General features: G+C 42.2%; 25 protein-coding genes and 2 riboswitches. All 25 genes read left to right on the top strand.

Annotated features, from left to right (window positions below):
• Positions 1-6 precede the first annotated feature (6 nt).
• Positions 7-762 (top strand): ABC transporter permease, encoded by a 756-nt coding sequence (locus tag FZC88_RS14715; RefSeq protein ID WP_148995432.1) that lies wholly within the window; start codon positions 7-9, stop codon positions 760-762.
• Positions 763-982: 220 nt separating this feature from the next.
• A complete protein-coding gene (locus FZC88_RS14710; protein WP_148995431.1) occupies positions 983-1,531 on the top strand; it encodes an REP-associated tyrosine transposase in 549 nt (182 codons plus the stop codon).
• Positions 1,532-2,038: 507 nt separating this feature from the next.
• Positions 2,039-2,617, top strand: coding sequence for a ribosome hibernation-promoting factor, HPF/YfiA family (gene hpf / locus FZC88_RS14705; protein WP_113971339.1), 579 nt, complete (start codon positions 2,039-2,041; stop codon positions 2,615-2,617).
• Positions 2,618-2,727: 110 nt separating this feature from the next.
• Complete coding sequence (locus tag FZC88_RS14700) at positions 2,728-3,837, top strand: aminopeptidase (protein WP_148995430.1); 1,110 nt, start codon at positions 2,728-2,730, stop codon at positions 3,835-3,837.
• A 14-nt stretch (positions 3,838-3,851) separates the two neighbouring features.
• Positions 3,852-4,688 (top strand): DUF1028 domain-containing protein, encoded by an 837-nt coding sequence (locus tag FZC88_RS14695; protein WP_148995429.1) that lies wholly within the window; start codon positions 3,852-3,854, stop codon positions 4,686-4,688.
• 129 nt (positions 4,689-4,817) lie between these two features.
• Entirely contained in the window at positions 4,818-5,948 is a 1,131-nt protein-coding gene (locus tag FZC88_RS14690; RefSeq protein ID WP_187443643.1) for a YecA family protein, read from the top strand.
• A 499-nt stretch (positions 5,949-6,447) separates the two neighbouring features.
• Positions 6,448-8,958, top strand: coding sequence for a preprotein translocase subunit SecA (gene secA, locus FZC88_RS14685; RefSeq protein WP_148995427.1), 2,511 nt, complete (start codon positions 6,448-6,450; stop codon positions 8,956-8,958).
• A 311-nt stretch (positions 8,959-9,269) separates the two neighbouring features.
• A protein-coding gene (gene prfB, locus FZC88_RS14680) for a peptide chain release factor 2 (protein WP_148995426.1) occupies positions 9,270-10,371 on the top strand; the annotation gives its coding sequence in 2 pieces (ribosomal slippage) (positions 9,270-9,341 and positions 9,343-10,371; 1,101 coding nt in all).
• Between the two features lie 561 nt (positions 10,372-10,932).
• Positions 10,933-11,805 (top strand): YitT family protein, encoded by an 873-nt coding sequence (locus FZC88_RS14675; RefSeq protein ID WP_187443642.1) that lies wholly within the window; start codon positions 10,933-10,935, stop codon positions 11,803-11,805.
• Between the two features lie 80 nt (positions 11,806-11,885).
• Positions 11,886-12,203: a cytochrome c551 gene (gene cccB, locus FZC88_RS14670; protein WP_148970264.1), complete on the top strand. Its 318-nt coding sequence runs from the start codon at positions 11,886-11,888 to the stop codon at positions 12,201-12,203.
• A 509-nt stretch (positions 12,204-12,712) separates the two neighbouring features.
• Complete coding sequence (gene ftsE, locus FZC88_RS14665; RefSeq protein WP_148970263.1) at positions 12,713-13,399, top strand: cell division ATP-binding protein FtsE; 687 nt, start codon at positions 12,713-12,715, stop codon at positions 13,397-13,399.
• Positions 13,389-14,273, top strand: a complete 885-nt coding sequence (gene ftsX / locus FZC88_RS14660; protein ID WP_148995425.1) for a permease-like cell division protein FtsX — start codon at positions 13,389-13,391, stop codon at positions 14,271-14,273. Before ftsE ends, ftsX begins: the two co-directional genes overlap by 11 nt.
• 39 nt (positions 14,274-14,312) lie before the next feature.
• The gene (locus FZC88_RS14655) at positions 14,313-15,671 is read left to right on the top strand and encodes a murein hydrolase activator EnvC family protein (RefSeq protein ID WP_148995424.1); all 1,359 of its coding nucleotides are present in this window, start codon (positions 14,313-14,315) and stop codon (positions 15,669-15,671) included.
• 180 nt (positions 15,672-15,851) lie between these two features.
• Positions 15,852-15,943, top strand: a riboswitch (cyclic di-GMP riboswitch).
• A gap of 128 nt (positions 15,944-16,071) precedes the next feature.
• A complete protein-coding gene (locus tag FZC88_RS14650; RefSeq protein WP_187443641.1) occupies positions 16,072-16,308 on the top strand; it encodes a hypothetical protein in 237 nt (78 codons plus the stop codon).
• Between the two features lie 182 nt (positions 16,309-16,490).
• A complete protein-coding gene (gene rpsN / locus FZC88_RS14645) occupies positions 16,491-16,760 on the top strand; it encodes a 30S ribosomal protein S14 (RefSeq protein WP_148995422.1) in 270 nt (89 codons plus the stop codon).
• Between the two features lie 27 nt (positions 16,761-16,787).
• Positions 16,788-17,033, top strand: a complete 246-nt coding sequence (locus tag FZC88_RS14640) for a type B 50S ribosomal protein L31 (protein WP_148995421.1) — start codon at positions 16,788-16,790, stop codon at positions 17,031-17,033.
• Between the two features lie 60 nt (positions 17,034-17,093).
• On the top strand, positions 17,094-17,468 hold the full coding sequence (locus FZC88_RS14635; protein ID WP_148995420.1) for a hypothetical protein: 375 nt from the start codon (positions 17,094-17,096) through the stop codon (positions 17,466-17,468).
• Between the two features lie 325 nt (positions 17,469-17,793).
• A complete protein-coding gene (locus FZC88_RS14630; protein ID WP_148995419.1) occupies positions 17,794-18,369 on the top strand; it encodes a class I SAM-dependent methyltransferase in 576 nt (191 codons plus the stop codon).
• Positions 18,370-18,401: 32 nt separating this feature from the next.
• Complete coding sequence (locus FZC88_RS14625) at positions 18,402-19,019, top strand: hypothetical protein (RefSeq protein WP_148995418.1); 618 nt, start codon at positions 18,402-18,404, stop codon at positions 19,017-19,019.
• The gene (locus tag FZC88_RS14620; RefSeq protein WP_148995417.1) at positions 19,012-19,593 is read left to right on the top strand and encodes a peroxiredoxin family protein; all 582 of its coding nucleotides are present in this window, start codon (positions 19,012-19,014) and stop codon (positions 19,591-19,593) included. The genes FZC88_RS14625 and FZC88_RS14620 overlap by 8 nt, the downstream gene beginning before the upstream one ends.
• A gap of 91 nt (positions 19,594-19,684) precedes the next feature.
• Complete coding sequence (locus FZC88_RS14615; RefSeq protein WP_148970252.1) at positions 19,685-20,068, top strand: DUF302 domain-containing protein; 384 nt, start codon at positions 19,685-19,687, stop codon at positions 20,066-20,068.
• 123 nt (positions 20,069-20,191) lie between these two features.
• Positions 20,192-21,331, top strand: a complete 1,140-nt coding sequence (locus FZC88_RS14610) for a trans-sulfuration enzyme family protein (RefSeq protein ID WP_148995416.1) — start codon at positions 20,192-20,194, stop codon at positions 21,329-21,331.
• A gap of 95 nt (positions 21,332-21,426) precedes the next feature.
• A riboswitch (SAM riboswitch) is annotated at positions 21,427-21,546 on the top strand.
• A gap of 310 nt (positions 21,547-21,856) precedes the next feature.
• On the top strand, positions 21,857-23,152 hold the full coding sequence (locus tag FZC88_RS14605; protein ID WP_148995415.1) for a homocysteine synthase: 1,296 nt from the start codon (positions 21,857-21,859) through the stop codon (positions 23,150-23,152).
• A 395-nt stretch (positions 23,153-23,547) separates the two neighbouring features.
• Positions 23,548-24,621, top strand: coding sequence for a homoserine O-acetyltransferase MetX (metX, locus tag FZC88_RS14600; protein WP_148995414.1), 1,074 nt, complete (start codon positions 23,548-23,550; stop codon positions 24,619-24,621).
• 174 nt (positions 24,622-24,795) lie between these two features.
• The gene (locus tag FZC88_RS14595) at positions 24,796-26,241 is read left to right on the top strand and encodes a S41 family peptidase (protein ID WP_148995413.1); all 1,446 of its coding nucleotides are present in this window, start codon (positions 24,796-24,798) and stop codon (positions 26,239-26,241) included.
• The last annotated feature ends 216 nt before the right edge of the window (positions 26,242-26,457 follow it).

The raw sequence follows: 26,457 nt of genomic DNA, 5'->3' as shown, positions 1-26,457 counted from the left end.
AGACACATGATTAACCTAGTCACCAATGAACTTTTAAAACAACTTTCCCGTCCCCGCATGTGGATTTCCCTTGGGATCATCGTATTCATCAACTCCATCGCATCCCTATTCGTCTACATGCTATTCGAAGGAATCCAATTCTCCTTCTGGGAGTATATGCGAATCAGCTCAAACCTTATCATCGTCCTACAAGTCTTCTGCCTCATCATAGCAGGTGACATCGTATCCAATGAGTTTTCGTCAGGTACCATCAAGCTGCTACTCATACGTCCGGTCAACCGTGTGAAAATACTGCTCTCTAAATACTTAGCCGTTATCGTCATAGCAACCATTCTTACTTCTGCCCATTTTTTATTTTCTGCCGTACTGGGCGCTCTGTGGTTCTACGACAGCTTCTTTGAATTCAACGTAAACTTTTTCCTGGTAGCGGGCGCTTATGTCCTGAGATTTCTTGAACTGATCGCCATCTGTTCTGTGGCTTTCACTCTGTCTGTGCTGACGAGAAGCAGTTCCTTTGCCATTGGAACGACTCTTTTTCTGACGTTTTCCGCAGGAACGTTATTGATTGTCATGAATGAGCGGGGAATGGAATGGGGGAGGTATTTGTTGTTTGCCAATACCGATTTACAGCAGTATTTCTTCGGAACTCCACCTTTTGAAGGGATGACGTTTTTGTTTTCTGTTGGGGTGATTGCAGTGTATTTGATTGGGTTTGGTGGATTGGCGGGGTGGTTTTTTGGACGGCAGGATGTGGATGTTTAGTGGATCTGTTCTGTATTAGAGAGCAGGTCTTTTTTTGTTTGTCTGTTAAGTTTAAGGTGATTTTGCCTGTTAAATATCACAGGTTTTTTAACAGGCAAATGTTCTGGATTATTTACCTGTTAAATTTTAGAGCTAATTCAACAGGCAAACTCCACGCTTAGCAGGAATTTTGTATAAGTATGTCGAAGAAAGAGATACCAAAAGTAGAAAGGATGTTGACATGGCAAATAAAAGAGAGTGGTTCCCTGGTTATATCTATCATATTACGGCAAGAGGAAATCGGAGATATACCATTTTTCGTAACAAGGAAGATCGTTTAAAGTATTTAGAAATTGTAGAAGATGCAAAAGAAAAGTTCCCCTTTATTCTTCACTCCTATTGCCTCATGACCAATCACGTTCATCTCCTGATTGAAACCATCGATGACCCTCCAGGCAAGATCATACAATATATCCATTACCGTTATGCCCGTTATTTTAATAAGAGAAATGGGTTTGAAGGCCATCTTTTTCAAGGACGTTTTAAATCAGTCATTATACGGAACAACAAGCAAATGGTTGACACAAGCTGCTATATTCACTTAAATCCTGTAAGAGCCGGTATTGCAACTGAACCCGAAAAATATCAATGGTCCAGTTATCGATCCTTTATTACTAATAGAGAGAATAAGCATGTTGATACAAGAAAAATACTTTCATTTATGAATAATGGTTCGAAAAATCATTATAAATTTTATGTGGAAATTAGGTTGAAGCAATTTAATAACTGAGGATAAGAAAACACCTACTGAGTTCTGCAGGTGTTTCTACGTTTTGGCCTTAACAGATGAAAACAACTTTTAATTTGCCTGTTAAATATGACTGGAAATTTAACAGTTGAAATTCTAATATTATTTAACAGGCAAACTTATTGAGATATTTAACAGGCAAAAAAAGAACAAAATTCAACTGACAAATCCACCGCTATTTTTAACAGTTAAACTTATAACCCCCTTTCACAAATCCGCCCCAAACCATTCACAAATCCTCCAAATTCCCACCGTTTAATCTCCTCAAAAAGTGAGAAAATAATAATATAAAGAGTGAAAGGTGAACCCTACATGCTCGCAACCCTCACCTCACTCTTTCATTCTCCAATCCCAGATCCATCAACTTTCACGACACCATAATACAAACTTTACGAAAAATTGACAAAAAATTTAGAAAGTTTAAGAAGGAATAATTAAGGGAATGGAGAATATATAAACATAGCTTTATTTTTAAAAGGAGGAGTTTACATGTTGAATTACAACATTCGAGGCGAGAACATTGAGGTAACTCCAGCGATTCGCGAACACGTGGAGAAGAAGATTGGCAAGTTAGACCGTTACTTTAATGAAACTCCTGATGCAAATGTACATGTTAATTTAAAAGTGTATCCTGATAAAAATACGAAAACTGAAGTGACTATTCCAATGCCGCAATTAGTGTTACGTGCAGAGGAACGCAACACGGATATGTATGCGGCCATTGATCTGATTGTAGATAAATTGGAGCGTCAAATTCGCAAACATAAAACAAGAGTGAACCGTAAAATGCGTGAGAAGGGCAGCCCAAAGGAGTTTTTCGCGGCTCAGGAAGATCTGAATCACGTTTCTCCAAATGGTGCAGCTGCGGTTGAACTGGAGGAAGAGGACGATACGGAAGTAGTAAGAACGAAGCAGTTCAATCTTAAACCGATGGACAGCGAAGAGGCGATCCTGCAAATGAATATGCTGGGTCACACATTCTTCATCTTCACGGACGCAGAGACAAATGCGACGAATATCGTGTACAAGCGTCGTGACGGGAAGTATGGCTTGATCGAAACAAACTAATACCCTTAAATCCTGTGGTCACTGTGACCGCAGGATTTTTTAATTTCCAAGGAGGTTTTTTCCATTTTTTGTCGAAGTTTGAAGGTAGACAAAATTTAGGGGGATACCAAGTGAGAGATCTAAGACTAGAGAGGCTGGCAGAGGTACTGCTGACCCATTCCTTGAAATTAATAGAAGGGGAGAAGCTCTATATAATGGGAGAGCATTCGACTAAACCGCTTGTAAAGGAGGTTCTCCAGAAAGCGTATGAGATGGGGGTGATTCCATACTATGAGCTCGGCGATCAGGAGTTACTGCGTATCATGGCCACTCATGCGAAACCGGAACAAATGATTCTGCAAAATAAATGGAATATGGAAAAATATCAGGATATCGACGCGTTTCTCAATATTTCAAGCGAAGCAAATGATGCGGAGATGAGTGAAGTTCCGGCCGAACAGTGGCAGCTCCTCATGCCCCATATGAAAGAATCCAATGACTATCTCATTCAAAATAAGAAATGGGTTCTATTAAACTATCCAAACCCGTCACTTGCCCAGAAAGCAAAGATGAGTTATGACACGTTCTTCGACTATCTTCTGGAAGTCTGTACCGTGGACTACAAGCAGATGGAAGAAGCCCAGAAGCATCTTAAAGAACTGATGGATAAAACCGATAAAGTACGGATTACAGGTGAAGGGACGGACCTCACTTTCTCCATTAAAGATATTCCCTCTGTCATGTGCTTTGGAGAGCGAAATATTCCGGACGGGGAAGTGTATACGGCTCCCGTGAAGGATAGTGTAAATGGGACGATAACATACAATACACCGACACTGTATCGCGGATTTTCTTTTGACAACGTTTCTTTGACGTTTGAAAACGGGAAGATCGTGAAAGCAACGGCAGATAAAACGAAGGAACTGAACGATATTCTGGATACAGATGAAGGTGCCCGTTTCATTGGGGAGTTTGCACTTGGTGTGAATCCGAAGATCAATGAACCGATGCTCGATATCTTATTTGACGAAAAAATAAACGGAAGCTTCCATTTCACGCCAGGACAGGCCTATGAAGGGGCGGATAATGGAAACCGTTCGAATGTGCATTGGGATATGGTCTGCATCCAGCGTCCGGAATATGGCGGAGGAGAAATTTACTTCGATGATGTTTTAATTCGGAAAGATGGGTTATTTGTAGTAGAAGAGCTAAAAGGATTAAATCCTGACGCTTTAATTTAAAGGAGGACTTCATCATGACGTATTCCATTGTAGGTTATGACCCGGAAGAGAAAGAGTGGGGGATTGCGGTACAATCCAAATTCCTCGGTGTTGGTTCTGTCGTACCTTTTGCGAAAGCGGGAGTGGGAGCCGTAGCGACTCAGTCTTACGCGAATACCTCGTACGGGCCTCATGCACTTCAATTAATGGAAGAAGGAAAGACGGCAGAGGAAGCGCTGGATATCATCACAAAGGATGATCCCGAGCGTCCATTACGACAGGTGGGATTGATTGATGCTGGTGGAAATCCCGCCACTTTTACAGGGGAAGGATGCTATGACTGGGCCGGTGGACAAACTGGTAAACACTTTGCTGCTCAAGGTAATATTTTAGTAGATGAAAATACCGTAAAAGCGATGGCAGAGACATTTGAGTCGACAACCGGATCTCTTGCTGAACGATTACTCCATGCACTCGATGCCGGGCAGGACGCTGGTGGTGATTCCCGGGGAATGCAGTCTGCTGCACTTCTAGTAGTGAAGGAAAACGGTGGATATGGTGGCTTCAATGATCGGTATATCGATCTCAGGGTGGATGATCACGCGTCTCCCATTAAGGAACTGAAGCGAATCTACTTGATGCATCAGCTCTATTTTAAAGAGTCAGAGCCTGGTAGAGTCGTATTGCTGGAAGGTGAAATCCTTGAAGAAGTGGAGCGGGAACTTACCCGTCTTGGTTATGCAAAAGAAAGACAGTCTCTTCATCAGAGCTTGAAAGACTATCTCCATACAGAAAACTTTGAAATGCGGGAGCAGGATGAGAACTATTTTGATCTTGACGTGTTGGATTATATGAAAAAGCAAGGACGATAGATCTCATGAGAACCAATCCAAAAGCGATTGGTTCTTTTTTCTTGTTCTAAAACAGTTTAAGGAACGCCACAAATGTTATATAATGAACATTTGTGTACGGGACTCAAGAAGTTGGAGGTAAATACAAACATGAGTACAGTCGGTAGAAATGAACCATGCCCTTGCGGCAGTGGGAAAAAATATAAGAAATGCTGTGAAAAAGAAAATGTTGTGAATATAGATACGCTGGTGAGTCAGGAGCTTGATGTGCTTCAGGCGCAGCTCTATGATTATATTGCTACGGCCCAGTCTACAGAGATGGAAGAATCCTATCACCACTACTTAGCAAAAATGGATCTGATGCAGGCTGATCCGGATATTTATGAAATGGCATTTGTCAGCTGGTACGGAGCGACTCAAAAGGATGCTGACGGTGTTCGTTTGATCGAACGTTTTGTTGATAAGCAGTTGAGCACGGTGACTCGTCCTCAGACAGCTGAAGTATTAGAGTCATGGAAAAACGTGCGTGTGACGGCAGGAACTGTAGAGAAGCTGGATGACAATACGCTACGTGTGGAAGAAGCCATCACCGGTGATGTGCAGATTGTAACGGAAAAGTTCGGTAAATTAGAAGAGAATAGTTTCTTCTTGGGGCTATTGCTCCCGAATGGGGAGAAGTATCTTCCCTTCGCTCAGTACTTCATTTACCCTGCGATTGAGAAAGCAGCGATGGAACTGGTGAAGATCCGATTTGAACAAGGTGAGTTTGGAAATCTACATGACTACTTATCAGGACAGTACTTGGAAATAGCAGATGTAGGATTCGTCCTTTATAGTGCTGAGAAGAAAAAGGCCGGAAAAGCAGCAGCATCTACTAGAGCCACGGATGAAACAGAAACTTCCAAGGATTCGGATGAGAAATCAGAAGAAGCAATCGAAGGAGTAGAAATCTGGAAAACGCCGGAATACGGTGAAGCGATCACTTCCCTTCAAAGCTTCCTGACTGAAAAAGGGGAAGACAAAAAAGAAAGTGAGCTGCTGGTAGCCGTATTGGAAAAATACTTCTACACAGAGCGCCCAACGATCCGCAATCCGAAAATCTACTCGGGAGCACTGGTGGACATGGCGAAAAACATCGACGAAATCAGTATCCGCCACGTCCAAAAAGAACTGGCTGAATACTTCGATGTCTCCGCCAACAGCATCTCTAGACGAAGCAAACAAATCTGGGAAAGCTACCAGGACACCGTCAACGAGCTACTGAAAGCTACCAAAGCCTGATCATTCACATACACAACACCTAAAAGTCGTCTGCATAGTCGGCTTTTTTGTTTTTGAGGGACGGACCTCGGATTTTACCCAATATATGAGGGAATGCTGTAAAGTCGCCAAACCTAGACTGATAAATATATTATGTGAGGTCCGTCCCTAAACCTGAATCGATGCTATTTCTAGACGTGACGAATATCGCGTCTCATGAGCAATCCAGGAATACCGCGTGATAGTAAAGCATCCAACCTTTGAAAGCTCTGTGATTGAGAGGTCCGTCCCTCCTTGAGTTGTAACCCATATAGGATAGTGGTAAGATTGGAAGGGAATATATCGTGTTTTTGTGGGAGGATATTTGGATTTTGTAGCGAATTTTAAGTAGAGTGATTGGAAACGGATATAGGTGACTTTTTACATGGATTTTTCATGTTTCTCATTTGAATTTCATTTTCTTTCGTTATTCTAGTGACGTTCGGCTCTCATTTAAACACAGATAAAGGAGCGTTTATACATGCTTGGTCTATTAAACAAAGTGTTCGATGCGAATAAAAGAGAATTAAAGAGGCTTGAAAAACTGGCTGATCAAATAGAAGAATTAGGCCCCGATATGGAGCGATTGACGGATGATGAAATCCGTGAAAGAACAGAACGATTCAAGGAGCGCTATCAAAAGGGTGAAGAACTTGAAGATATGATGATTGAGGCTTTTGCTGTCGTGCGGGAAGCTGCTCGCCGCGTACTTGGTTTATATCCATACCGCGTTCAGCTTATGGGTGGTGCCTCCCTTCATGGCGGTAATATCTCCGAGATGAAAACCGGTGAAGGTAAAACGCTGACAGCGACTATGCCTGTGTACTTGAACGCCATCACTGGAAAAGGCGTTCACGTTATCACAGTCAACGAATACCTGGCCAGCCGTGATGCTGAGGAAATGGGCAAGCTATACAATTTCCTTGGGCTCACTGTAGGACTGAACTTAAACTCGATGTCCAAAGACGAAAAACGTGAAGCATACAAAGCGGATATCACGTATGGTACGAATAACGAATTCGGATTCGACTACCTTCGTGACAATATGGTCCTGTACAAAGATCAAATGGTGCAGCGTCCTCTTCATTTTGCCGTAATCGATGAGGTTGACTCGATTTTAATCGATGAAGCACGTACACCTCTGATCATTTCCGGTAACGCTCAGCGTACACCTCAGCTTTACATTCAGGCAAACGCTGTTGTACGTACCCTGAAAAAAGATGAAGATTACACATATGATGAAAAAACAAAAGGTGTTCAATTAACGGAAGATGGGATAAGCAAAGTGGAAAGAGCGTTCCACATTGATAACCTGTTCGATATTTCACACGTAACCCTTAACCACCATATCAATCAAGCGTTAAAGGCTCACGTCAGCATGCACCGTGATGTGGATTATGTGGTTCAGGAAGGAGAAATCGTCATCGTTGACTCTTTCACAGGGCGTCTGATGAAAGGTCGCCGTTACAGTGACGGACTTCACCAATCAATCGAGGCAAAAGAAGGTCTTGAAATCCAGAATGAAAGTATGACGATGGCAACGATTACGTTCCAGAACTACTTCCGTATGTACGAAAAGCTTTCCGGTATGACAGGTACGGCGAAAACGGAAGAAGAAGAGTTCCGTAACATCTACAATATGAACGTCATCGTAATCCCAACGAATAAGCCAATCGTTCGTGATGACCGCGCCGATCTGATCTATGCTTCTATAGAAGGGAAATTCCTTGCTGTAGTCGAGGATATCAAAGAGCGTCATGAAAAAGGACAGCCTGTACTGGTTGGTACGGTTGCCGTTGAAACGTCAGAGCTTATCTCTAAACTATTGACGAAAAAAGGCGTTCGCCACAATGTATTGAATGCGAAAAACCATGGACGCGAAGCGGAAATCATTTTGGAAGCAGGTCAGCCTGGTGCCGTGACCATCGCGACAAACATGGCCGGCCGTGGTACGGATATCAAGCTTGGAGAAGGCGTCATCGAACGCGGCGGTCTAGCCGTTATTGGTACCGAGCGTCATGAATCACGCCGTATCGATAATCAGCTTCGTGGACGTTCCGGACGTCAGGGGGATCCTGGTGTGACTCAGTTCTATCTTTCAATGGAAGATGAATTGATGCGCCGATTTGGTTCTGACAATATGAAGAGCATGATGGAGCGCCTTGGGATGGATGACACTCAGCCAATCCAAAGTAAAATGGTTAGCCGTGCTGTAGAATCGGCTCAGAAACGAGTGGAAGGAAACAACTTCGATGCTCGTAAACAGCTTCTGCAATACGATGATGTTTTACGTCAACAGCGTGAAATCATCTATAAACAGCGTTATGAAGTAATCGATTCTGAAAACCTTCGTGAAATTGTTGAGGGTATGATCAAATCAGCGATCGAACGTCAGGTAGCAGCCCATACTGCTGAAGAAGACATGGAAAACTGGAACCTTCAAGGTATCGTTGATTACGTGAATGCGAATCTTCTTCCTGAAAACGACGTAACAGTTGATGATCTTCGTGGAAAAGAGCCGGAAGAAATGATGGATCTGATCTATGAAGATGTGAAACACCGTTACAATGAAAAAGAAGAAGAGCTTACGCCGGAGCAAATGCGCGAGTTTGAAAAAGTCATCCTGCTTCGCGCTGTTGATACAAAATGGATCGACCATATCGATGCCATGGATCAATTGCGTCAAGGTATCCACCTTCGTGCCTACGGTCAAACCGACCCACTGCGCGAATACCAGCATGAAGGATTTGCCATGTTCGAAAGCATGGTACTTGCAATCGAAGAAGACGTGGCAAAATACGTCATGAAAGCTGAAATCCGCAGCAATCTTGAACGTCAGGAAGTAGCCAAAGGTCAAGCGGTGAACCCGAAAGAAGAAGGCGGTAAGGCTAAGAAACAACCTGTCCGCAAGCAAGAAGACGTAGGGCGCAACGACCCATGCCCATGCGGAAGCGGCAAAAAGTACAAACACTGCCACGGCATAACTGGATAAATAAAGAGATGCTACCTGGTGCTTATTTTGATAAAATAAGTGCCAGGTACTTTTCCGTTTTTTATGGGTGACTGGAATAGGGTTTACTAATAATTGGATTTTTCTTGTAATAGTGTTTTTAAAGTATGTTATGTAATAGCATAACTTTAAATTTGATTGGAGCGGAAGGTGCTCAACTCACGCCCCGCGGAAAGCGAGCACCTGGAGCGGAAATCAACCACTACTGTCTAATAAAACACGGCCACTCTATTCCAGCTATCATCAATACAAAATAAATTCAACAACCCAAATAACTATAGAGGTGACCACACATGGAACTATCAGAAATCAGAGCAGAGTTAGAAAAATCAGCTAAAACATTAGCGGACTTCAGGGGGTCTCTTTGACTTAGAAAACAAAGAGGCAAGAATCCAGGAACTTGACGAAATCATGGTTCAACCCGACTTCTGGGATGACCAGCAAAAAGCTCAAGGATTAATCAATGAAGGAAACGGTTTGAAGGATCTTGTAAATGAATACAAATCATTGCTTGAATCCCATGAAACCCTTGAGCTTACCCTTGAACTTATCAAAGAAGAACCCGACGAAGAACTTCAAAAAGATCTTGAAGAAGAGCTGGGTGATTTGGTCACACGATTAAATGACTACGAACTACAGCTTCTTCTAAGTGAAGAACATGATAAAAACAATGCGATACTTGAGCTGCATCCCGGGGCAGGTGGAACGGAGTCACAGGATTGGGGTTCCATGCTTCTTCGCATGTACACGCGTTGGGGTGAAAAACGTGGATTCAAGGTGGAAACCCTTGATTATCTTCCTGGCGATGAAGCGGGAATCAAGAGTGTGACTCTTGCCATTAAAGGGCATAATGCGTACGGTTACTTAAAAGCTGAAAAAGGCGTACACCGTCTTGTTCGTATTTCACCATTCGATTCTTCAGGACGTCGTCACACTTCCTTCGTGTCCTGTGAAGTCATGCCTGAGTTTAATGAAGAAATCGAAATTGAGATCCGTACGGAAGACCTGAAAATTGATACGTACCGTGCAAGTGGAGCCGGTGGACAGCATATCAATACGACGGACTCGGCTGTCCGTATCACTCACTTACCGACGAATGTAGTGGTAACGTGCCAATCTGAACGTTCTCAGATCAAGAACCGTGAGTCAGCCATGAAGATGTTGAAAGCGAAGCTCTACCAAAAGCGAATCGAAGAGCAGGAACAGGAACTCGCCGAAATTCGTGGAGAGCAAAAGGAAATCGGGTGGGGAAGCCAGATCCGTTCCTACGTCTTCCATCCATACTCCATGGTCAAAGACCACAGAACAAACACAGAATCAGGAAACGTACAAGGCGTCATGGACGGAGACATTGACCCATTCATCAATGCTTATCTGCGTTCCAAAATTCAATAATCATACTCAAGCTGGATCCTCCATTCAATTGGAGGATCCAGCTTTTTTTGAGGGACGGACCTTAAAAGAGATGAGTTTCTTCCATTATATGTATAAATATGAACGTGGTTTGAACATGTAAAACACTCACAAACAAACGCCGATTACCGGTAATATCAGTTATTGCAGCAGCAGAATCAAAATTTGCCGTTGCAGAAATCCCATATTCAGTTGTAAAGCCTCTCATTAATCAAGGTCCGTCCCTCAGCACAACAACACCCCAACATATTAATGCTTTACCACGTTATTGAAGTGTTATTTACACCTCCAAGTACCCATGCTATACTCTCAAAGGTTGATATAGAGCGTGTTTGAAGGGTGGAGAAGTAAATTTGAACCTGATTCAAACATATGCTTTACAACTATATCAAGTGAAATTTATGTACAATTTTCATCTTCAGGGGTTCAAGACGTGACCAATTAGAGGTCCGTCCCTCTTCATACTGTCCCTCTGCATATTCTGCATGAATGGAAGAGGTTGTACTCATACTATAAATACATAGGTAAAAGGAGTCGTACTAGATGGGTTTGAAAGAGAGACGTCGTGGGCAGGCACTTAATCCGCGGAAAGAGAAGTTGTTAGAGTATTTGTTTGTTGTGATTGGGTCAACGATCGTTGCCCTTGCGTTTAATGTGTTTTTACTGCCGAATGAGGTGGCTTCAGGAGGGGTGAGCGGGATATCAACCATCCTGAAAGGTCTGTTTGATTGGAAGCCTGCCTTTGTTCAGTGGGCATTTAATATTCCGTTGTTCATTGCAGGATTAATTTTTCTGGGCCTTCAATTTGGTGTGAAAACAGCCATCGGTACGGTTTTCCTGCCGCTGGTAGTATTTTTAACAGAAGACTGGAAGCCGTGGACGGAAGATCCCCTGCTGGGTGCTTTATTCGGTGGGATTGGTGTAGGACTGGGATTGGGAATCGTCTTTCGAGGTAAAGCATCTACAGGAGGGACGGACCTTGCAGCCCAGATTGTAAACAAATTCACCGGATTGTCCCTGGGAACATGTGTCGCGCTTATCGATGGAATGATTGTTCTTTCTGCTGCGATCGTGTTTGACATCGAACGTGGTTTATATGCACTCATCGGCCTCTATGTGACAAGTAAAACGATTGATTTAGTCCAGGTCGGCATCAGCCGTTCAAAAATGGCACTGATCATTACAAACAGACAGGAAGAAGTTCGTGAAGGAATCCTGAATAAAATTGATCGTGGTGTGACAAAACTATCTGCATACGGTGGTTATACGGACGATGAGCGCCCGATCCTTATGTGTGTGGTCGATCAAACAGAATTCACAAAACTGAAACAACTGGTCAAAACCATTGACCCCTCTGCTTTCGTCGTCACAATGGACGCTTCAGAGGTGTTAGGTGAAGGTTTCAAACGGGTTTAACCTTGGTATAATTAAGTAATAGAGGGACGGACCTCGATACATCCCGTTACTCTTAAAATGTTTTCCTAGGGGGATAAAAAATGAAGAAAAAGCTACTTGGTATTGTATTTGGCGCTTCATTGGTACTTGCAGCCTGCGGTGGTGGCGGCGGTGAAGAAAGTACAGAAACAAGCTCCGGCGGAGTAGACCCTGAAAAAATCGTAAACAATAAATGCACCAGCTGTCATGGTGGAAACCTTGAAGGCGGAATGGGGCCAGCACTTAATAAAATCGGTGCTGAATTAAACAAAGATCAAATCTTGGAAGTCATTCAAAATGGTAAAGGTCAAATGCCTGCAGGACTCATAAAAGGTGAAGAAGCAGAAGCCGTGGCAGAATGGTTGGCGAATAAAAAGTAAGTAAGGAAGAAGAATCCGGAACTGAGGATTCTTCTTTTTTGATTTATCTTCAAGCTTTCTCCTTTCCCTTCTTTAAAAATATGTTACAAAAGCCAATCTAATAAATATATTAAGAAATCAGCAATTGAACCGCAAATAATTATAACCTAGTAACTTACTAAGATTAGCCCCCCCCTAAGGTTTACCCTCCTCTTATTATCAAACTTTTTTACTTGCTTATAGTACCAGGTAATAGATAAAAATACCTATGTTTATAACGGAAAATAGGTATAACTGACAATAAAAAAGGTAAAATATACACATTATTTCAATCTTTGAAACGTAAATGTAATAATTTTTTTCCTTAACAACATACAAAGTGATGTTATAATAATTTTCGGGAGAGCAATTCGAGGTTTTTCGCCATTTCATGTCTAATTATGGTAAAGACGTCGTTGTGTTCAAACCATGTACATATGTCGATAACAGCCAAGAGGGTAACTACATAATACAAATTAGGTGATTTTAAAATGATAGAAATGAAAGACGTGTATAAGCAGTACAGCAACGGTGTCATGGCTGCCAATGGCTTTAACGTCCACATTAAGCAAGGTGAGTTTGTGTATGTTGTGGGTCCAAGTGGCGCCGGGAAATCTACATTCATCAAGATGATGTACCGTGAAGAGAAGCCTTCTAAAGGTGATATCATCGTAAATGGTATTAATCTTGCAAAATTAAAAAATAGTAGAGTTCCATACTTAAGAAGAAACGTTGGAGTCGTGTTTCAGGATTTTAAGTTGTTACCAACTCTTACAATCTATGAAAACATTGCCTTTGCACTTGAAGTAATAGAAGAACATCCAAAGCAAATAAAGAAGAGAGTCATGGAAGTACTGGATCTGGTAGGGTTGAAGCATAAAGCAAGAATGCTTCCGAATGAATTGTCAGGCGGAGAGCAGCAGCGTGTATCGATCGCACGATCCATCGTGAATACGCCGAAACTTGTGATTGCCGACGAGCCTACGGGTAACCTCGATCCGGAAACATCCTGGGATATCATGAACATCTTAGAAGATATCAGCAATCGTGGAACAACGGTGATCATGGCTACTCATAATCGTGAAATCGTAAATACCATCAAGCATCGGGTAATTGCCATCGAGAATGGCCGAATTGTTCGTGACGAACAGCGAGGTGATTACGGTTATGAAAGCTAGGACGTATGGTCGACATCTAAGAGAAAGCTTCAAAAGTATCGGACGTAATGGCTGGATGACATTCGCATCCGTGAGTGCCGTTACTGTAACCCTGCTACTTGTTGGTGTGTTTATGGTACTTATGCTAAACATGAACAAGGTTGCAACCGATATTGAGAAGGACGTTGAAGTACGCGTACTACTTGAGATCGGTACTGAAAAAGCTCAAGTAGAAGAAATAGATAAGAAGATTAACCAATTAAGTGGAGTGGAATCCGTAGAATATTCTTCTAAAGAAGAAGAACTTCAGAATCTGGTAAAGGATTTAGGAGACGATTTCAGGTTATTCGAACAGGATAATCCATTATACGATGTATTTATCGTAAAAGCGGAAGATCCCCGTGATACTGGGAAAATCGCTGCTGAAGTCAGCAAGTATGAAGGTGTGAACGAAGCACTTTATGGTGAAGCGAAGATTGAAAGATTATTTAATGTACTGGAAATGAGTCGTAACGTTGGATTAGTGTTAATCATCGGTCTATTGTTTACCGCCATGTTCCTCATCTCAAATACAATTAAAATCACCATTGTCGCCAGAAGAAGGGAAATCGAGATAATGAAACTCGTGGGTGCAACCAACTGGTTTGTACGCTGGCCATTCATTCTAGAAGGATTATGGCTTGGAATTTTAGGTTCTATTATCCCGATCGCTCTTGTCACAACAGGTTACTACTATGCTTATGAATTTATTAAACCAAAACTACAAAACCATTTTATTCAGATATTAGATTTTACCCCCTTTATCTATCAAGTAAACGGATTGATTCTATTAATGGGTTGCTTAATCGGGGCTTGGGGAAGCTTTATGTCTGTTCGTAAATTCTTAAAAGTGTAAAATTTGATAGGTTGATAGAAGCTGAAAGGAGCATGCCGCTTGAACAAGAAGTATTTCGTATCATTATCAATTGCAGCAGCATTAACAATCGGGAGTCTACCAACGTTAGGAACAACTGCTAACGCTCATTCCCATTCTGTGGAGGAATTACAAAAGCAGCAAGAAGACATTTCTTCTAAAAAAGAGGAGATCAATGGCAAGATTGATGAAAAAAAATCTCAAATCAATCAAAATATCAATAAACAACAAGAAATCCAATCACAAATTGCTGAAATCAGTACAAAATTAAAAGATACTGAAACAAAGATTACCGAGAAAACAAAAGAGATTGACGAAACAACTGCAGAAATCAATAAACTTAAAGAAGAAATTGAAGTTCTAAAGCAAAAGATAGAAGAGCGTAACGAATTATTAAAAGAACGTGCCCGTGCGATCCAGGAAAAAGGCGGCTCTGCAAATTATCTTGATGTACTACTTGGCGCGGACAGTTTCGGTGACTTCATCAACCGTGTAACAGCAGTTAATACAATCGTAAGTGCAGATAAGAAGATCATGGACGAACAAAAACGTGATCAGGCTGAATTAGAAATGAAACAAGAAGAAGTAGAAGGCAAGCTTGCAGATTTAGAATCTACTAAAGCAAGTTTAGAGTCTCTGAAAAAAGATCTTGATAGCCAAAAAGCTAAAAAAGCGGATTTATTCAAGCAATTAGAAGCACAGCAGGCTTCTCTTGAAGTGGAGAAAAAAGACCTTCAACAAGAATCAGATGAGCTTTCTAAAATGGAACACCAGCTTGAAGGTGAAATCCAGGCTGAACAAGCACGTTTAGCAGAACTTGCACGCCAGCGTGAAATCGAACGCAAGCGTCAAGCGGAAGCTGAAGCGGCAAAACGTGCAGCAGCACAACAACAAGCAACAACGAGCAGCAATAGCAGCGGCGGTTCTTCATCGACGCCTACTGATACAGCTCCAAGTGCACCAGTGAGTGCCGGTGCTTGGACAGCCCCAGCTTCTGGAACGATTACAACGAACTTTGGCTGGGATGTATTAAACGGTAAGAAACGTTTCCACTATGGTACGGATATCGCGGCAAGAGGCAGTGTTCCGATCTCAGCAGCAGCTGATGGATATGTCATCAAAAGCCACTATAGCTCAAGCTATGGAAATGTAGTATACATCACTCACTCAATCAATGGTCAAACGTTCACAACGGTTTATGCCCACATGTCTTCTTCATCAGTGAGTCAGGGACAAGCAGTGAACAAAGGTGACAGAATCGGTTACATGGGTAACACAGGATACTCTTTCGGACAGCATTTACACTTTGAATTACATGCAGGTTCTTGGAATGCATCTAAATCAAATGCTGTAAACCCGCGTCAATATATCAACTTTTAATTAGAAAACCCCGCCATGTGCGGGGTTTCTTTTATTGGAAATCTATTATTTAATCTTCATTACATTAAGATGTAAGGAAATGGAATGGAATATTATTCTCCTGCCTGTTTTCTTATCTTTTTCCTTCTAGTATAATGACAACTATATTACCTAAATATTAAAACAAATGATTTGTATAGTCCTTCGAAAAGGCAAACTAATTGAAAGATTAGGACGCAAAACCACGGGTCTTCTATTTTTTATAAGAAAATAATGATCGCCGGGTTACCGAAAACAATGGATTACAATGAATACTAATTAGGACGTTTTATTAGTATCATTTTACCTGCCATTTTGGTGGGGTTTTTTAATCTATATGTCCAGTATAGTAGGATTTGAATCTGTAGTAAGGATGATGATGTTGGAATTGACTGAATTAAAAAGGGAATTAAGAAGTTTTTGCAGAAGGAACCGTACCGCATTAAAGTATACGCATGTTGGGGAACTTTCAGCGGAAGAAATAAGTGAAATGCTTATCCGGAATCTGGGTGCTGAAGAAGTTAAGAGAATTCTAGCTGATATTGATATAATCAATAGCCGCAGGGGAGATACAGTTAAATATTTTATGCTTATTTTAGAGGGACTGAAAGCAGCATAAGAATACATAAAAACCGAATGCCGGTCTTAAATGGCATTCGGTTTTATTTATCTTTTAAAAGGATTGGGTTCTCTCCCATAGGTTATAGGCAAATATCGTTGCAAAAAGAAAAAAAGTATGGTTTAATAACCATATGCTTTTTAAAACGTAATCATTACGATTAACATAAGGAGTGAATCATATTGGCTAAGAAATCAAAGGTAGTAAAAGAGAAGAAGCGTCAGGAACTTGTTCAGAAATATGCAGATTTGCGCAGGGAGTTAAAGGAGAAGGGTGATTATGAAGAGTTAAGAAAGCTGCCGAGAGATTCCTCACCGACACGATTAAACAGTCGCTGTGAAGTGACAGGGAGACCGAGCGGGTATCTCCGCAAATTTAAAATGTCCCGTATCGCTTTTAGGGAGTTTGCTCATAAAGGGCAAATACCAGGTGTCAAAAAATCAAGCTGGTAATCCACAAAACGATAAGGAGGAATAAGAATGAAAAAAGAACTTCATCCAGAATATCAACAGGTGGTATTTATGGACACGAACAGCGGTTTTTCCTTTTTAACAGGATCTACTAAAACATCCAATGAAACGATTGAGTGGGAAGACGGGAACACATATCCCTTATTAAAAGTGGAAGTAAGTTCAGACACGCATCCTTTTTATACAGGACGACAGAAGTTCTCTGATCGTGGAGGCCGTGCAGAACGCTTCTTGAAAAAATACAACATGAATTAGTGCATGTGTGGCTGTCAGTAGGAATATTTTATGGTATAGACCCATGCAGAGGTGACTATGATGAACGAACACTTAATGGAAATTGTCGCAAGGGATATTGTTGAGGGCTTGCCAAAGGAAAAAAGGGACATCTATCAATATGTGGTCGATCTTGAAGATGAATTGGCGAGCCGGTCGGAGACTTCAGAGGAATTCATGGCATTACTTGTGAGGTATGCTCCTCATCAGCAGGCTGCTTCTCATTTTAACATGAGCTTTGGAGAGTTGATGAAACGGATGAGGGATATTGAGCAAGAGATTAATACGAAATTAGATCAGAAGCTGAAGCACGCTACATGGATTGATTATACGGACACCATACGGTCGATGAAAGGATCAGGAGCAATAAATACAAGCTACTTCTTCTTCTCCATGGATCATGCTTATACTAAATAAAAAGTAGAAGTATAGAGTTTAAATCGTAATCATTACGTTGTAAAGAACTTACTTAGTGATAATGCCGATTATCAATGAGCAAGTGGTTTTATTATAATTTTGTTAATGAAAAGAGAAAAAATCCTCCTAAACCCAAATGAAGGAACAAAGGACTCTCCCATCAAGGAGAGTCCTTTTATTGTTCATATTTTTGACACCCATTACTCCACGCTATCTGTAATAATTTTTATATAGGTTACACTATGAGTTAAATAACTTGCTTGTACATTTAAAATTTAAGATACTAATACATAATAGGGTATTATCGCTGAACGGAGGAACCCCGATGACCGGAGATTTATATGAACATCACAAAGCTTCAAAGCTCCTCGATCCAAAACGTCAAGAGCTCGTGCCAGTGGACAAAGTACTCAAACTTCTCAAACTTAATAAAGACGATATCGTCGCTGATTTAGGCTGTGGCAATGGCTACCTGACTCTTCCAATTGCCAAAATGGTTGAAACAAAGGTTCAGGCGGTAGATCTGCAACAGGAAATGCTGGAGTATTTGAAACACCGTGCCACTGAAGAGAGTGTAGATAATATTATTTATGAGAAATCTTCCCTTGAATACCTCAGCTTCAACAAAGGTACTTTGGATAAAATCGTATCCGCATTCGTCTTACACGAAGTTCCCGACTTGATCAAAGTATTTCAGGATTTACACGATATGCTGAAGGAAGATGGAATATGGCTGATCCTGGATTGGGAAAAGGTAGAATCAGAAATGGGACCGCCATTAGATCATCGGATTTCTTCCAGTGATCTCGATCGACAGCTCCAATCATCCGGATTCCATACAATTATAGGTCACTTGCATCCATCGGTTTATTACATTGTTGTCAGAAAAAATATTAGATAAGCCAGAAAGTATCTGAAGGGAGGGGAATGCCTATGACTGAACAATGGTACACTATAGGCTCCTTCACATTTCCGGCTTCATGGGCAGCTATTATCATTTCGTTCATACTCACTTTCCTGGTCCTCTACTTCTGGAATAGAAAGGCGAGCGACTGGTATTCGAATAGTATTTTTACTTTTTTACTCGTCTGGAAGCTGAGTTTGATTGTAGTTGATTTTCAAACGGTTATGGAGCATCCCATTACGATCCTCTATTTTCACGGTGGAGTCATTGGGTACTGGTTAGGACTGATAGCAGCCCTTGCCTACATATTTGTTAAAAAAGTAGATCATCCGGCTACTGTCATCATTTCATGGATGGTCACGGTTCTTGTCTTTGAAGCTGTCCTTCATATGCTTCATCACCACTATCTTCTAGCTGGTATTCAAGTGCTATTCAATCTATTGATCCTTGTCTTTTTTATTAAAAAAACCAGTGATCCAGGCGCCGATATCTGGGCAGGACAATTATTGGTTATGTTTACTTTAGTCCAGTTATTTCTAAGTGCCTTCATTGGCGGATTTGAATTGACCGTCACTGCCTGGACGTATCTGATCATGATGACTTATCTCATCTTTCTTTTAAACGTAAGGAGGAAACACAATGAATAAACGAAATTTTGCTTTGGCGATCGTTGCGCTTCTGATTGGCATTTTCTTAGCGAACTTCTTTCAGGATCAGCAGGAAAAGAAAGCTAGGGAAGAGGCCGCTCAATTAGCCAATGAATCCATGGATCTGTCTAATGCAGCGCAGGGGCTTGCAAAAGGGGACCGCGCTCCGGATTTTGAATTAACCACCTTAGATGATAAAGCCGTAAAGCTTTCAGATTATCAAGGTAAGAAAGTGATCCTGAACTTCTGGGCTACCTGGTGTCCGCCATGTAAAGCCGAAATGCCCCATATGCAGAGCTACTACGAAGAGAATGCAGAGAAAGAAAACGTTGAAATCCTCGCCGTCAACCTGACTTCCATGGACGATGGGGAAAAGGCTGTCCAGGAATTCATCGACGGCTACGAACTTACCTTCCCCATCCCAATGGATGAAAAGGGTGAAGTCGGAGACGAATACCGGGCGTTCACCATCCCGACCACCTACATGATCGACACCAAAGGCATCATTCAACACAAAATCGTCGGCCCCATGAACGAAGACATGATGGGTAAAATGGTCGAAGGAATGGAATAATGGAGAGGGACGGACCTCTGAATATCGATGTTTGACGTTATACGCTATGAGGTATTAAATGAATGTGATAAAAAAAGGAGGAGATGTGAACATGTTTCATTACACTAAAGAAGTCTCGATGACTGTGAAAGAAGCTGTGGAAGCGGTAGAATCCAACCTTAAAGATGAAAGCTTCGGTGTACTATGGAATCTCGATCTTGCTCAGAAACTGCAGGACAAAGGCCTTGATTTCAATGAAGAAGTAGTCGTATTAGAGGTATGTAATCCTCATGAAGCCAAAAAAGTACTGGAAGAAAGCATGCTCGTAAGCTACTTCCTCCCATGTAAAGTCACGGTATACACAGAAGGCGATACAACCAAGATCGGCATGGCAAAACCAAGCAAGCTGATCGAAATGGTGGATAACGATAAACTAAAAAGCCTGGCATTGGATATTGAAAATCGTCTGATCGGATGTTTAGATAACGTTCAATAAACGGAAGGCACCTGTTGCAATTGGGCAGGTGTTTTTTTATTTCTTGCAATACATCCTACTCCTCACAATCTTCTGAATATGATACACTTTTAAAAATACATAGATTCAGGAAGGATGACAGAGATGAAATTCACAACAAAGGTCGTACATAGTCAGTTAAAAGGAACTGAGGAAATCCGCAGTAAGACGACTCCGATTTATCAAACATCCGCCTTTTCTTTTACATCTTTAGAAGAGTTGGAGGGTTTCTATGAAGGGAAATCCCCTTATCTCTATACGAGAACGGGAAATCCAAATACAGACGAGCTTGGTAAGATGGTGGCGGACTTGGAAGGAGCTCCAGCGGGTGTCGCGACTTCCTCTGGATTATCGGCCATCCTTGTAGGAATCCTCGCTGTAGTGCAATCAGGCGATCATATCATCGCCGCAGAAGATTTATACGGCGGTACGTTTCATATGTTGAAAGAAGAGCTTAAGACATTCGGCATTTCGTCTTCATTTGTTGATTTTACGAGTGTTGAAGAAATCGAGGAGGCACTGACACCACAAACGAAACTCCTATACAGTGAGACGGTGACGAACCCATTTATGCGAGTAGAAGATATATCAAGAATGGTTGAACTTGCTGAGAAACACAACCTGAAAACAATGATTGATAACACGTTTGCCACACCTTTTCTGCGCCAGCCTTTCTTAGAAGGGGTAGACCTGGTCGCACACAGTGCCACGAAGTATATCGGTGGACACAGTGATATCACAGCAGGAGTCGTAGTTGGAAAAGAAGAGCTTGTTCAAAAAGCGAGAGAAAAAGTCGTCAACATCGGTTCGAACTTAAGCCCATTTGAAGCGTGGCTGACTTGCCGTGGAGCGAAAACGCTGGCTCTTCGAATGGAAACCCAAGCAAGAAATGCCGAAGTTCTTGCGGCAGACCTTCGATCAAATGATTATGTGAAAGGAGTCTATTACCCAACCGATTTATCGGATAAAGGGAATGGCGCAATCGTAACAATCGAGCTATCCAACACATGTGATATAAGCACATTCTTCAAATCACTTGGATGGATTAAAATCATCCCTTCCCTTGCAGGTGTAGAGACAACGGTTTCTTACCCATTAGGAACGTCTCATCGTGCTCTACCGAAGGATGCGCAGGAAAAACTCGGAATAAATACACATGTCGTCCGCATATCGATAGGTATTGAAGACGGGGAAGACATCGTCGCTCAATTTAACGAAGCGATTGCAGCATCTGCTAAAAATTAAATAATGTAAAAATTCTAAAAATACTCTTGACGTTGAGGTCGTTTACCCCTTATAATTCATCTCAACGCAAGAATTTTCACATTGACAACTACATGCTCTTATCCAGAGAGGTGGAGGGACTAGGCCCGATGAAACCCGGCAACCTTCATGTACGCAGTAATGCGTCACATGAAAAGGTGCTAATTCCTGCAGGCGATCTGCCTGAAAGATAAGAGGAGGACCCTATTAAATTAGACCCTCTTCTTAGGAAGAGGGTTTTTTATTTTTTCCTCTTCTATCTTCTTAGGAAAATAAACTTCTTCGATTTTTCAGTTTCTGAGTTCAACAGGGGGATTTGGCCTGGTCGGTATTTAACTGTTAAAAAAATGCATTATATTAACAGTCAAATATCATTCCGAAATCAACAGTCAAATTATTACTTAAATTCAACAGTCAAAATTCCAACAAACTTTAACAGGCAAACGTCCAAAACATCCAATCGCAAAACGGAAACCCAAACACAAAACCATTTAGGAGGAATTTTCTATGACAAAATCATTCGATTTCGACACACTACTACTTCACGGCGGCCAGGAGCCCGACCCATCCACAGGTTCAAGGGCAGTGCCGATTTATCAAACGACATCCTACGTTTTTGATAACAGTGATCATGCAGCAAAATTATTTGCCCTTGAAGAGCCGGGAAACATTTATACCCGTATCATGAACCCGACAGTAGACGTGTTGGAAAAACGCCTTGCTCTTTTAGAAGGGGGAATCGGAGCACTCGGTGTTTCATCCGGAATGGCTGCCATCTCTCTATCAATCTTAAATATCGCCGGAGCAGGAGATGAAATTGTAGCGGCCACCAATCTTTACGGCGGGACCTATAATTTATTTTCGACCACACTTCCGAAATACGGAATCAAGGTTCATTTTGTAGATCCGACCGACCCTGAAAATTTCCGCAAAGCAATCACTCCTAAAACGAAAGCCGTATTCGCTGAGACAATCGGAAATCCAAGTCTACATGTGCTTGATATTGAAGCGGTAGCAAAAGTGGCTCATGACCATCACATCCCATTGATCATCGATAATACCTTTGCCACTCCATATGTATGTAAGCCGATCGATTATGGAGCCGATATCGTCATCCACTCTGCAACAAAATGGATCGGCGGTCATGGTACAGCAATCGGGGGAGTCGTCATTGACGGTGGGAAGTTCGATTGGGATCATGAAAAATTCCCGGGCTTCACGGAAGAGGACCGGAGCTATAACGGACTGCGCTATGCACAGGATGTGGGACCGGCAGCCTTTATTACAAAATTAAGAGTGCAGCTGCTTCGTGACTTAGGGGCGTGCTTAAGTCCACAGAACGCATTCCTTCTGTTGCAAGGATTAGAAACCCTGCATCTTCGCATCGAGCGTCATACGGAAAATGCTTTGAAGATTGCGGAGCATTTAGATCAGCATAATGGTGTCGCTTGGGTATCCTACCCTGGGTTGCCTCAGCATCCGTCACATAAACTTGCTCAGAAATATTTGAAAAACGGAGCGGGATCCATCGTCGTCTTTGGGATTAAAGGTGGTAGAGATTCCGGACGGAAAGTTGTCGATAACATCTCCCTTTGGTCTCACGTTGCCAACGTAGGGGATGCAAAATCACTGATCATCCACCCGGCTTCCACGACCCATCAGCAATTAAACGACCAGGAAATCCGTGCGACAGGGGTAACCGAGGATCTTGTGAGACTTTCTGTTGGATTAGAGTCTGCGAAGGACCTCATCGAGGACTTGGATCATGCCATTGAAGTGGCGTTGGAAACATCACGGGTATAATGGAAACTGGGGGATTTAACCCTAAAAACGTAATTGAAATCACTTTACAGGGTGAAAAAGTGGATTTTGGATACTATTTATAGGGTATCCGGGGTCTACTTAGGGGAGATATCAGCGAAAATCTGATTTTATCAGCGAAATTTCGAATATATCAGCGATAACGGACCATTTATCAGCGAAATTCCCAATATATCAGCGAAATCGGAATTTTATCAGCAAACAGGATGCACGCCGTCACCTCGAATGATAATCAGAATTATTGACGATAGCCCTAACGACAAATTCTCAACGCCCATAATGCCAAATACTCAAAAACCGAGTCCATAATCAACTGTTTTACACACGGGGGGAACCTGATCACCCCCGCCACAACACCAAAAAAAGGAGGTGGAGGAGTGGAGAAACCATACACATATGAAGTTAGCTCCATTACCATCCCATCCCTAACATTAGAGTCAGGCACCACGTTGAAAAATGTAGATCTTACGTATGAACGAACAGGAAACAAAGAAGGACCGGCCATCCTGGTTTGCCATGCCCTCACCGGGACCCATATCGTAAAGGGGACGAGTGAAGACCGCGGCTGGTGGGACGGACTGATCGGTCCGGGCTCGTATATTGATACCGACCATTTTAATGTGATTGCCTTTAATGTATTAGGAGGATGTGAAGGAAGCACGGGACCGGCGTCCACCAATCAAGAAACGGGAGAGCGTTACGGTCCGGACTTCCCGGGTATTACGATAAGGGACATGGTCCATGCCCAATATAAAGCTCTCCAACAACTTTCAATCGACCACATCGAAGCGGTCATTGGAGGCTCCCTGGGAGGGATGCAGGCCTTGGAATGGGGAGTCCTTTATCCTGCCTATATTAATAAAGTATTCGCCCTTGCCGTCACCCCTGCCTTAAATGATTACGGTCTCGCCTTTAATCACATCGGAATCACAGCGATTGAAGAGGACCCCGACTTTCAAAAAGGCCATTATCCACCAGGCTCCATTTTGAAAGGGTTGGAGATTGCCAGAATGGTTGGAATGGTCACATACCGGACTCAGGAGTTGTTCGATCATCGTTTCCAACGTGAAAAGCAAAACGAACTGTTCAATGTCGAAAGCTATCTCGATTACCAAGGAAAGAAATTAGGAAAGCGGTTTGACCCTAACAGTTACCTTATCCTGCTGAAAGCGATGAACTCACATGATATCGGAAGAGGAAGAGGAGGAACAGAAGAAGTAGCGAAGAACTATCAGTGCGAACTGATTTCGATCAGTTATGAAGGAGATTTAATTTATTCACCTGGGTATCTAAAGGAGTTTACTCAGCTTGTACCAAAGAGTGAACACTACTTTATCTCCACTTCCTTTGGTCATGACGGATTCCTGGTGGAATTTGAAAAGTGGGGAGGAATCATTGCTTCTCATCTCAAAAACCATCACGTACAAAGAGTTTTTACAGGTTCAAAATAAGAGCTCTCTTATCATAACTCGTCCCCCTCCGGCATATAGTTAGATAAGCAAAGACATCGCACCGCCTTAGCGCGTTTTTGTGTGGTGTCTTTTTCGTTGGATAAGAAAGGCTGGCGTCCTTAGTCGCACCACTCTTATCTATACAAAGACCAACAACAAGCTGGAGGGGAATATATGGAGTGGACGGGCAGAAAGCTCATCATCACAATCATCATCAGTATGCTGATCGGTGCCGGAGGAATGTATGGCGGCTTGGAATGGACGGGCAAGGATGGGGAAGAGCTTGCTCAGTTTGACGGAAAAGGCGAGCTCAATGACAAGCTGCACAAAGTGGAAGTGGCTTATGATCTGATCAGTGACAAGTTTTTTCAGGATGTGGACAAGGGGCAGCTTGTGGAAGGAGCCATTCAAGGGATGTTGAAGACCCTCGATGATCCATACTCGGTTTACATGAATGCCGAGACTGCCTCCCAATTCAATGACGCATTGGATTCTTCATTCGAAGGAATTGGAGCAGAAGTCACGATCATGGACGGAAAGCTGATCATTGTTGCTCCATTTAAAAATTCTCCTGCGGAAGAAGCGGGATTGAAACCGAATGACCGTATCATTAAAGTAGACGGAAATAGCATCGAAGGACTTGACCTGTACGAAGCTACTTTGAAAATCAGAGGGAAAAAGGGTACGGAGGTTCAATTGGAAATTACGCGGGAAGGACTGACGGATCCGATCAAAGTATCTGTGAAACGTGATGAGATTCCTGTCGAGACGGTCATCTCTGATGTGAAGGAAGTCAATGGGAAGAAAACAGGATACATCCAGATCACTACTTTCTCAGAAAATACGGCCGTTGATTTTAAAAAGCAATTAGAAGAACTTGAAAAGAAAAAAGTAGAAGGATTGGTCCTTGATGTGAGAGGGAATCCAGGAGGTCTACTTTCAAGTGTAGAAGAAATTCTCAAAGAATTTGTAACGGAGAAAAAGCCGTATGTGCAAATTCAAGAGCGAAGTGGAGAAGTGATGAAGTCCTTCTCAAACAGTAAAGCAAGAAAGGCTTATCCTGTTGTGGTGTTGATAGATGAAGGAAGTGCCTCAGCTTCTGAAATCCTGGCTGGAGCACTAAAAGAAGCGGAAGGGTATCCACTTATCGGAACGAAGAGTTTTGGGAAAGGCACCGTGCAACAAGCCGTTCCGATGGGAGATGGAAGCAATATCAAGCTGACGATGTTCAAGTGGCTGACACCGAATGGAAACTGGATTCATAAAAAGGGGATCAAACCGGATATCCCTGTTAGACAGCCATCCTATTTCTATGCCCACCCGCTTCAAGTCGAAAAGCCCCTTAAAGAAGGGATGAACAATGAACAGATTCAAAACGCCCAGGAAATGCTTCAAGGACTTGGATTCTCCATTGACCGCGTGGATGGATATTTCAGTAAAGAAACTGAAAAGGCTGTAAAGGATTTCCAAAGTCAGGAGAGCATTGACGTGACAGGGATCATTGATACTGTAACAGCGGAAAAATTACAGGAGGAAATCTTTGAAGCCGTAAAGAATGAGAAGAATGACCTGCAGCTGCAGGCCGCTTTAGAATATATTGAAAGAACAGCACAGCGTTAATAATTTAGGGGCCGACCATCATGATGATGGTTGGCTCTATTTTTATTTTGAAAATCACACATAATCACTTGTTTTTCCTGTCTATCCGACATCATTTCCCGGGAAAATATGCAGAATACTGTCGGAAATGAAATCGAATCGTAAAACTATCATATAAAATTGCAATAGGTTTTAGGGGAGTCTTTTGATAAAATAGTAGATAATGCAAATTTTCTT

Origin of the sequence: Rossellomorea aquimaris (assembly GCF_008180865.1) — a bacterium.
GTDB lineage: Bacteria > Bacillota > Bacilli > Bacillales > Bacillaceae_B > Rossellomorea > Rossellomorea yichunensis.
This window is presented reverse-complemented; position numbering and strand designations above follow the sequence as displayed.

What these genes read in the sequence shown, in the direction of transcription:
- FZC88_RS14715 (WP_148995432.1), top strand. Translation starts at nt 7, where the DNA reads ATGATTAACCTAGTCACCAATGAACTTTTAAAACAACTTTCCCGTCCC.
- FZC88_RS14710 (WP_148995431.1), top strand. Translation starts at nt 983, where the DNA reads ATGGCAAATAAAAGAGAGTGGTTCCCTGGTTATATCTATCATATTACG.
- hpf (WP_113971339.1), top strand. Translation starts at nt 2,039, where the DNA reads ATGTTGAATTACAACATTCGAGGCGAGAACATTGAGGTAACTCCAGCG.
- FZC88_RS14695 (WP_148995429.1), top strand. Translation starts at nt 3,852, where the DNA reads ATGACGTATTCCATTGTAGGTTATGACCCGGAAGAGAAAGAGTGGGGG.
- FZC88_RS14690 (WP_187443643.1), top strand. Translation starts at nt 4,818, where the DNA reads ATGAGTACAGTCGGTAGAAATGAACCATGCCCTTGCGGCAGTGGGAAA.
- secA (WP_148995427.1), top strand. Translation starts at nt 6,448, where the DNA reads ATGCTTGGTCTATTAAACAAAGTGTTCGATGCGAATAAAAGAGAATTA.
- FZC88_RS14675 (WP_187443642.1), top strand. Translation starts at nt 10,933, where the DNA reads ATGGGTTTGAAAGAGAGACGTCGTGGGCAGGCACTTAATCCGCGGAAA.
- cccB (WP_148970264.1), top strand. Translation starts at nt 11,886, where the DNA reads ATGAAGAAAAAGCTACTTGGTATTGTATTTGGCGCTTCATTGGTACTT.
- ftsE (WP_148970263.1), top strand. Translation starts at nt 12,713, where the DNA reads ATGATAGAAATGAAAGACGTGTATAAGCAGTACAGCAACGGTGTCATG.
- ftsX (WP_148995425.1), top strand. Translation starts at nt 13,389, where the DNA reads ATGAAAGCTAGGACGTATGGTCGACATCTAAGAGAAAGCTTCAAAAGT.
- FZC88_RS14640 (WP_148995421.1), top strand. Translation starts at nt 16,788, where the DNA reads ATGAAAAAAGAACTTCATCCAGAATATCAACAGGTGGTATTTATGGAC.
- FZC88_RS14635 (WP_148995420.1), top strand. Translation starts at nt 17,094, where the DNA reads ATGAACGAACACTTAATGGAAATTGTCGCAAGGGATATTGTTGAGGGC.
- FZC88_RS14630 (WP_148995419.1), top strand. Translation starts at nt 17,794, where the DNA reads ATGACCGGAGATTTATATGAACATCACAAAGCTTCAAAGCTCCTCGAT.
- FZC88_RS14625 (WP_148995418.1), top strand. Translation starts at nt 18,402, where the DNA reads ATGACTGAACAATGGTACACTATAGGCTCCTTCACATTTCCGGCTTCA.
- FZC88_RS14620 (WP_148995417.1), top strand. Translation starts at nt 19,012, where the DNA reads ATGAATAAACGAAATTTTGCTTTGGCGATCGTTGCGCTTCTGATTGGC.
- FZC88_RS14615 (WP_148970252.1), top strand. Translation starts at nt 19,685, where the DNA reads ATGTTTCATTACACTAAAGAAGTCTCGATGACTGTGAAAGAAGCTGTG.
- FZC88_RS14610 (WP_148995416.1), top strand. Translation starts at nt 20,192, where the DNA reads ATGAAATTCACAACAAAGGTCGTACATAGTCAGTTAAAAGGAACTGAG.
- FZC88_RS14605 (WP_148995415.1), top strand. Translation starts at nt 21,857, where the DNA reads ATGACAAAATCATTCGATTTCGACACACTACTACTTCACGGCGGCCAG.
- FZC88_RS14595 (WP_148995413.1), top strand. Translation starts at nt 24,796, where the DNA reads ATGGAGTGGACGGGCAGAAAGCTCATCATCACAATCATCATCAGTATG.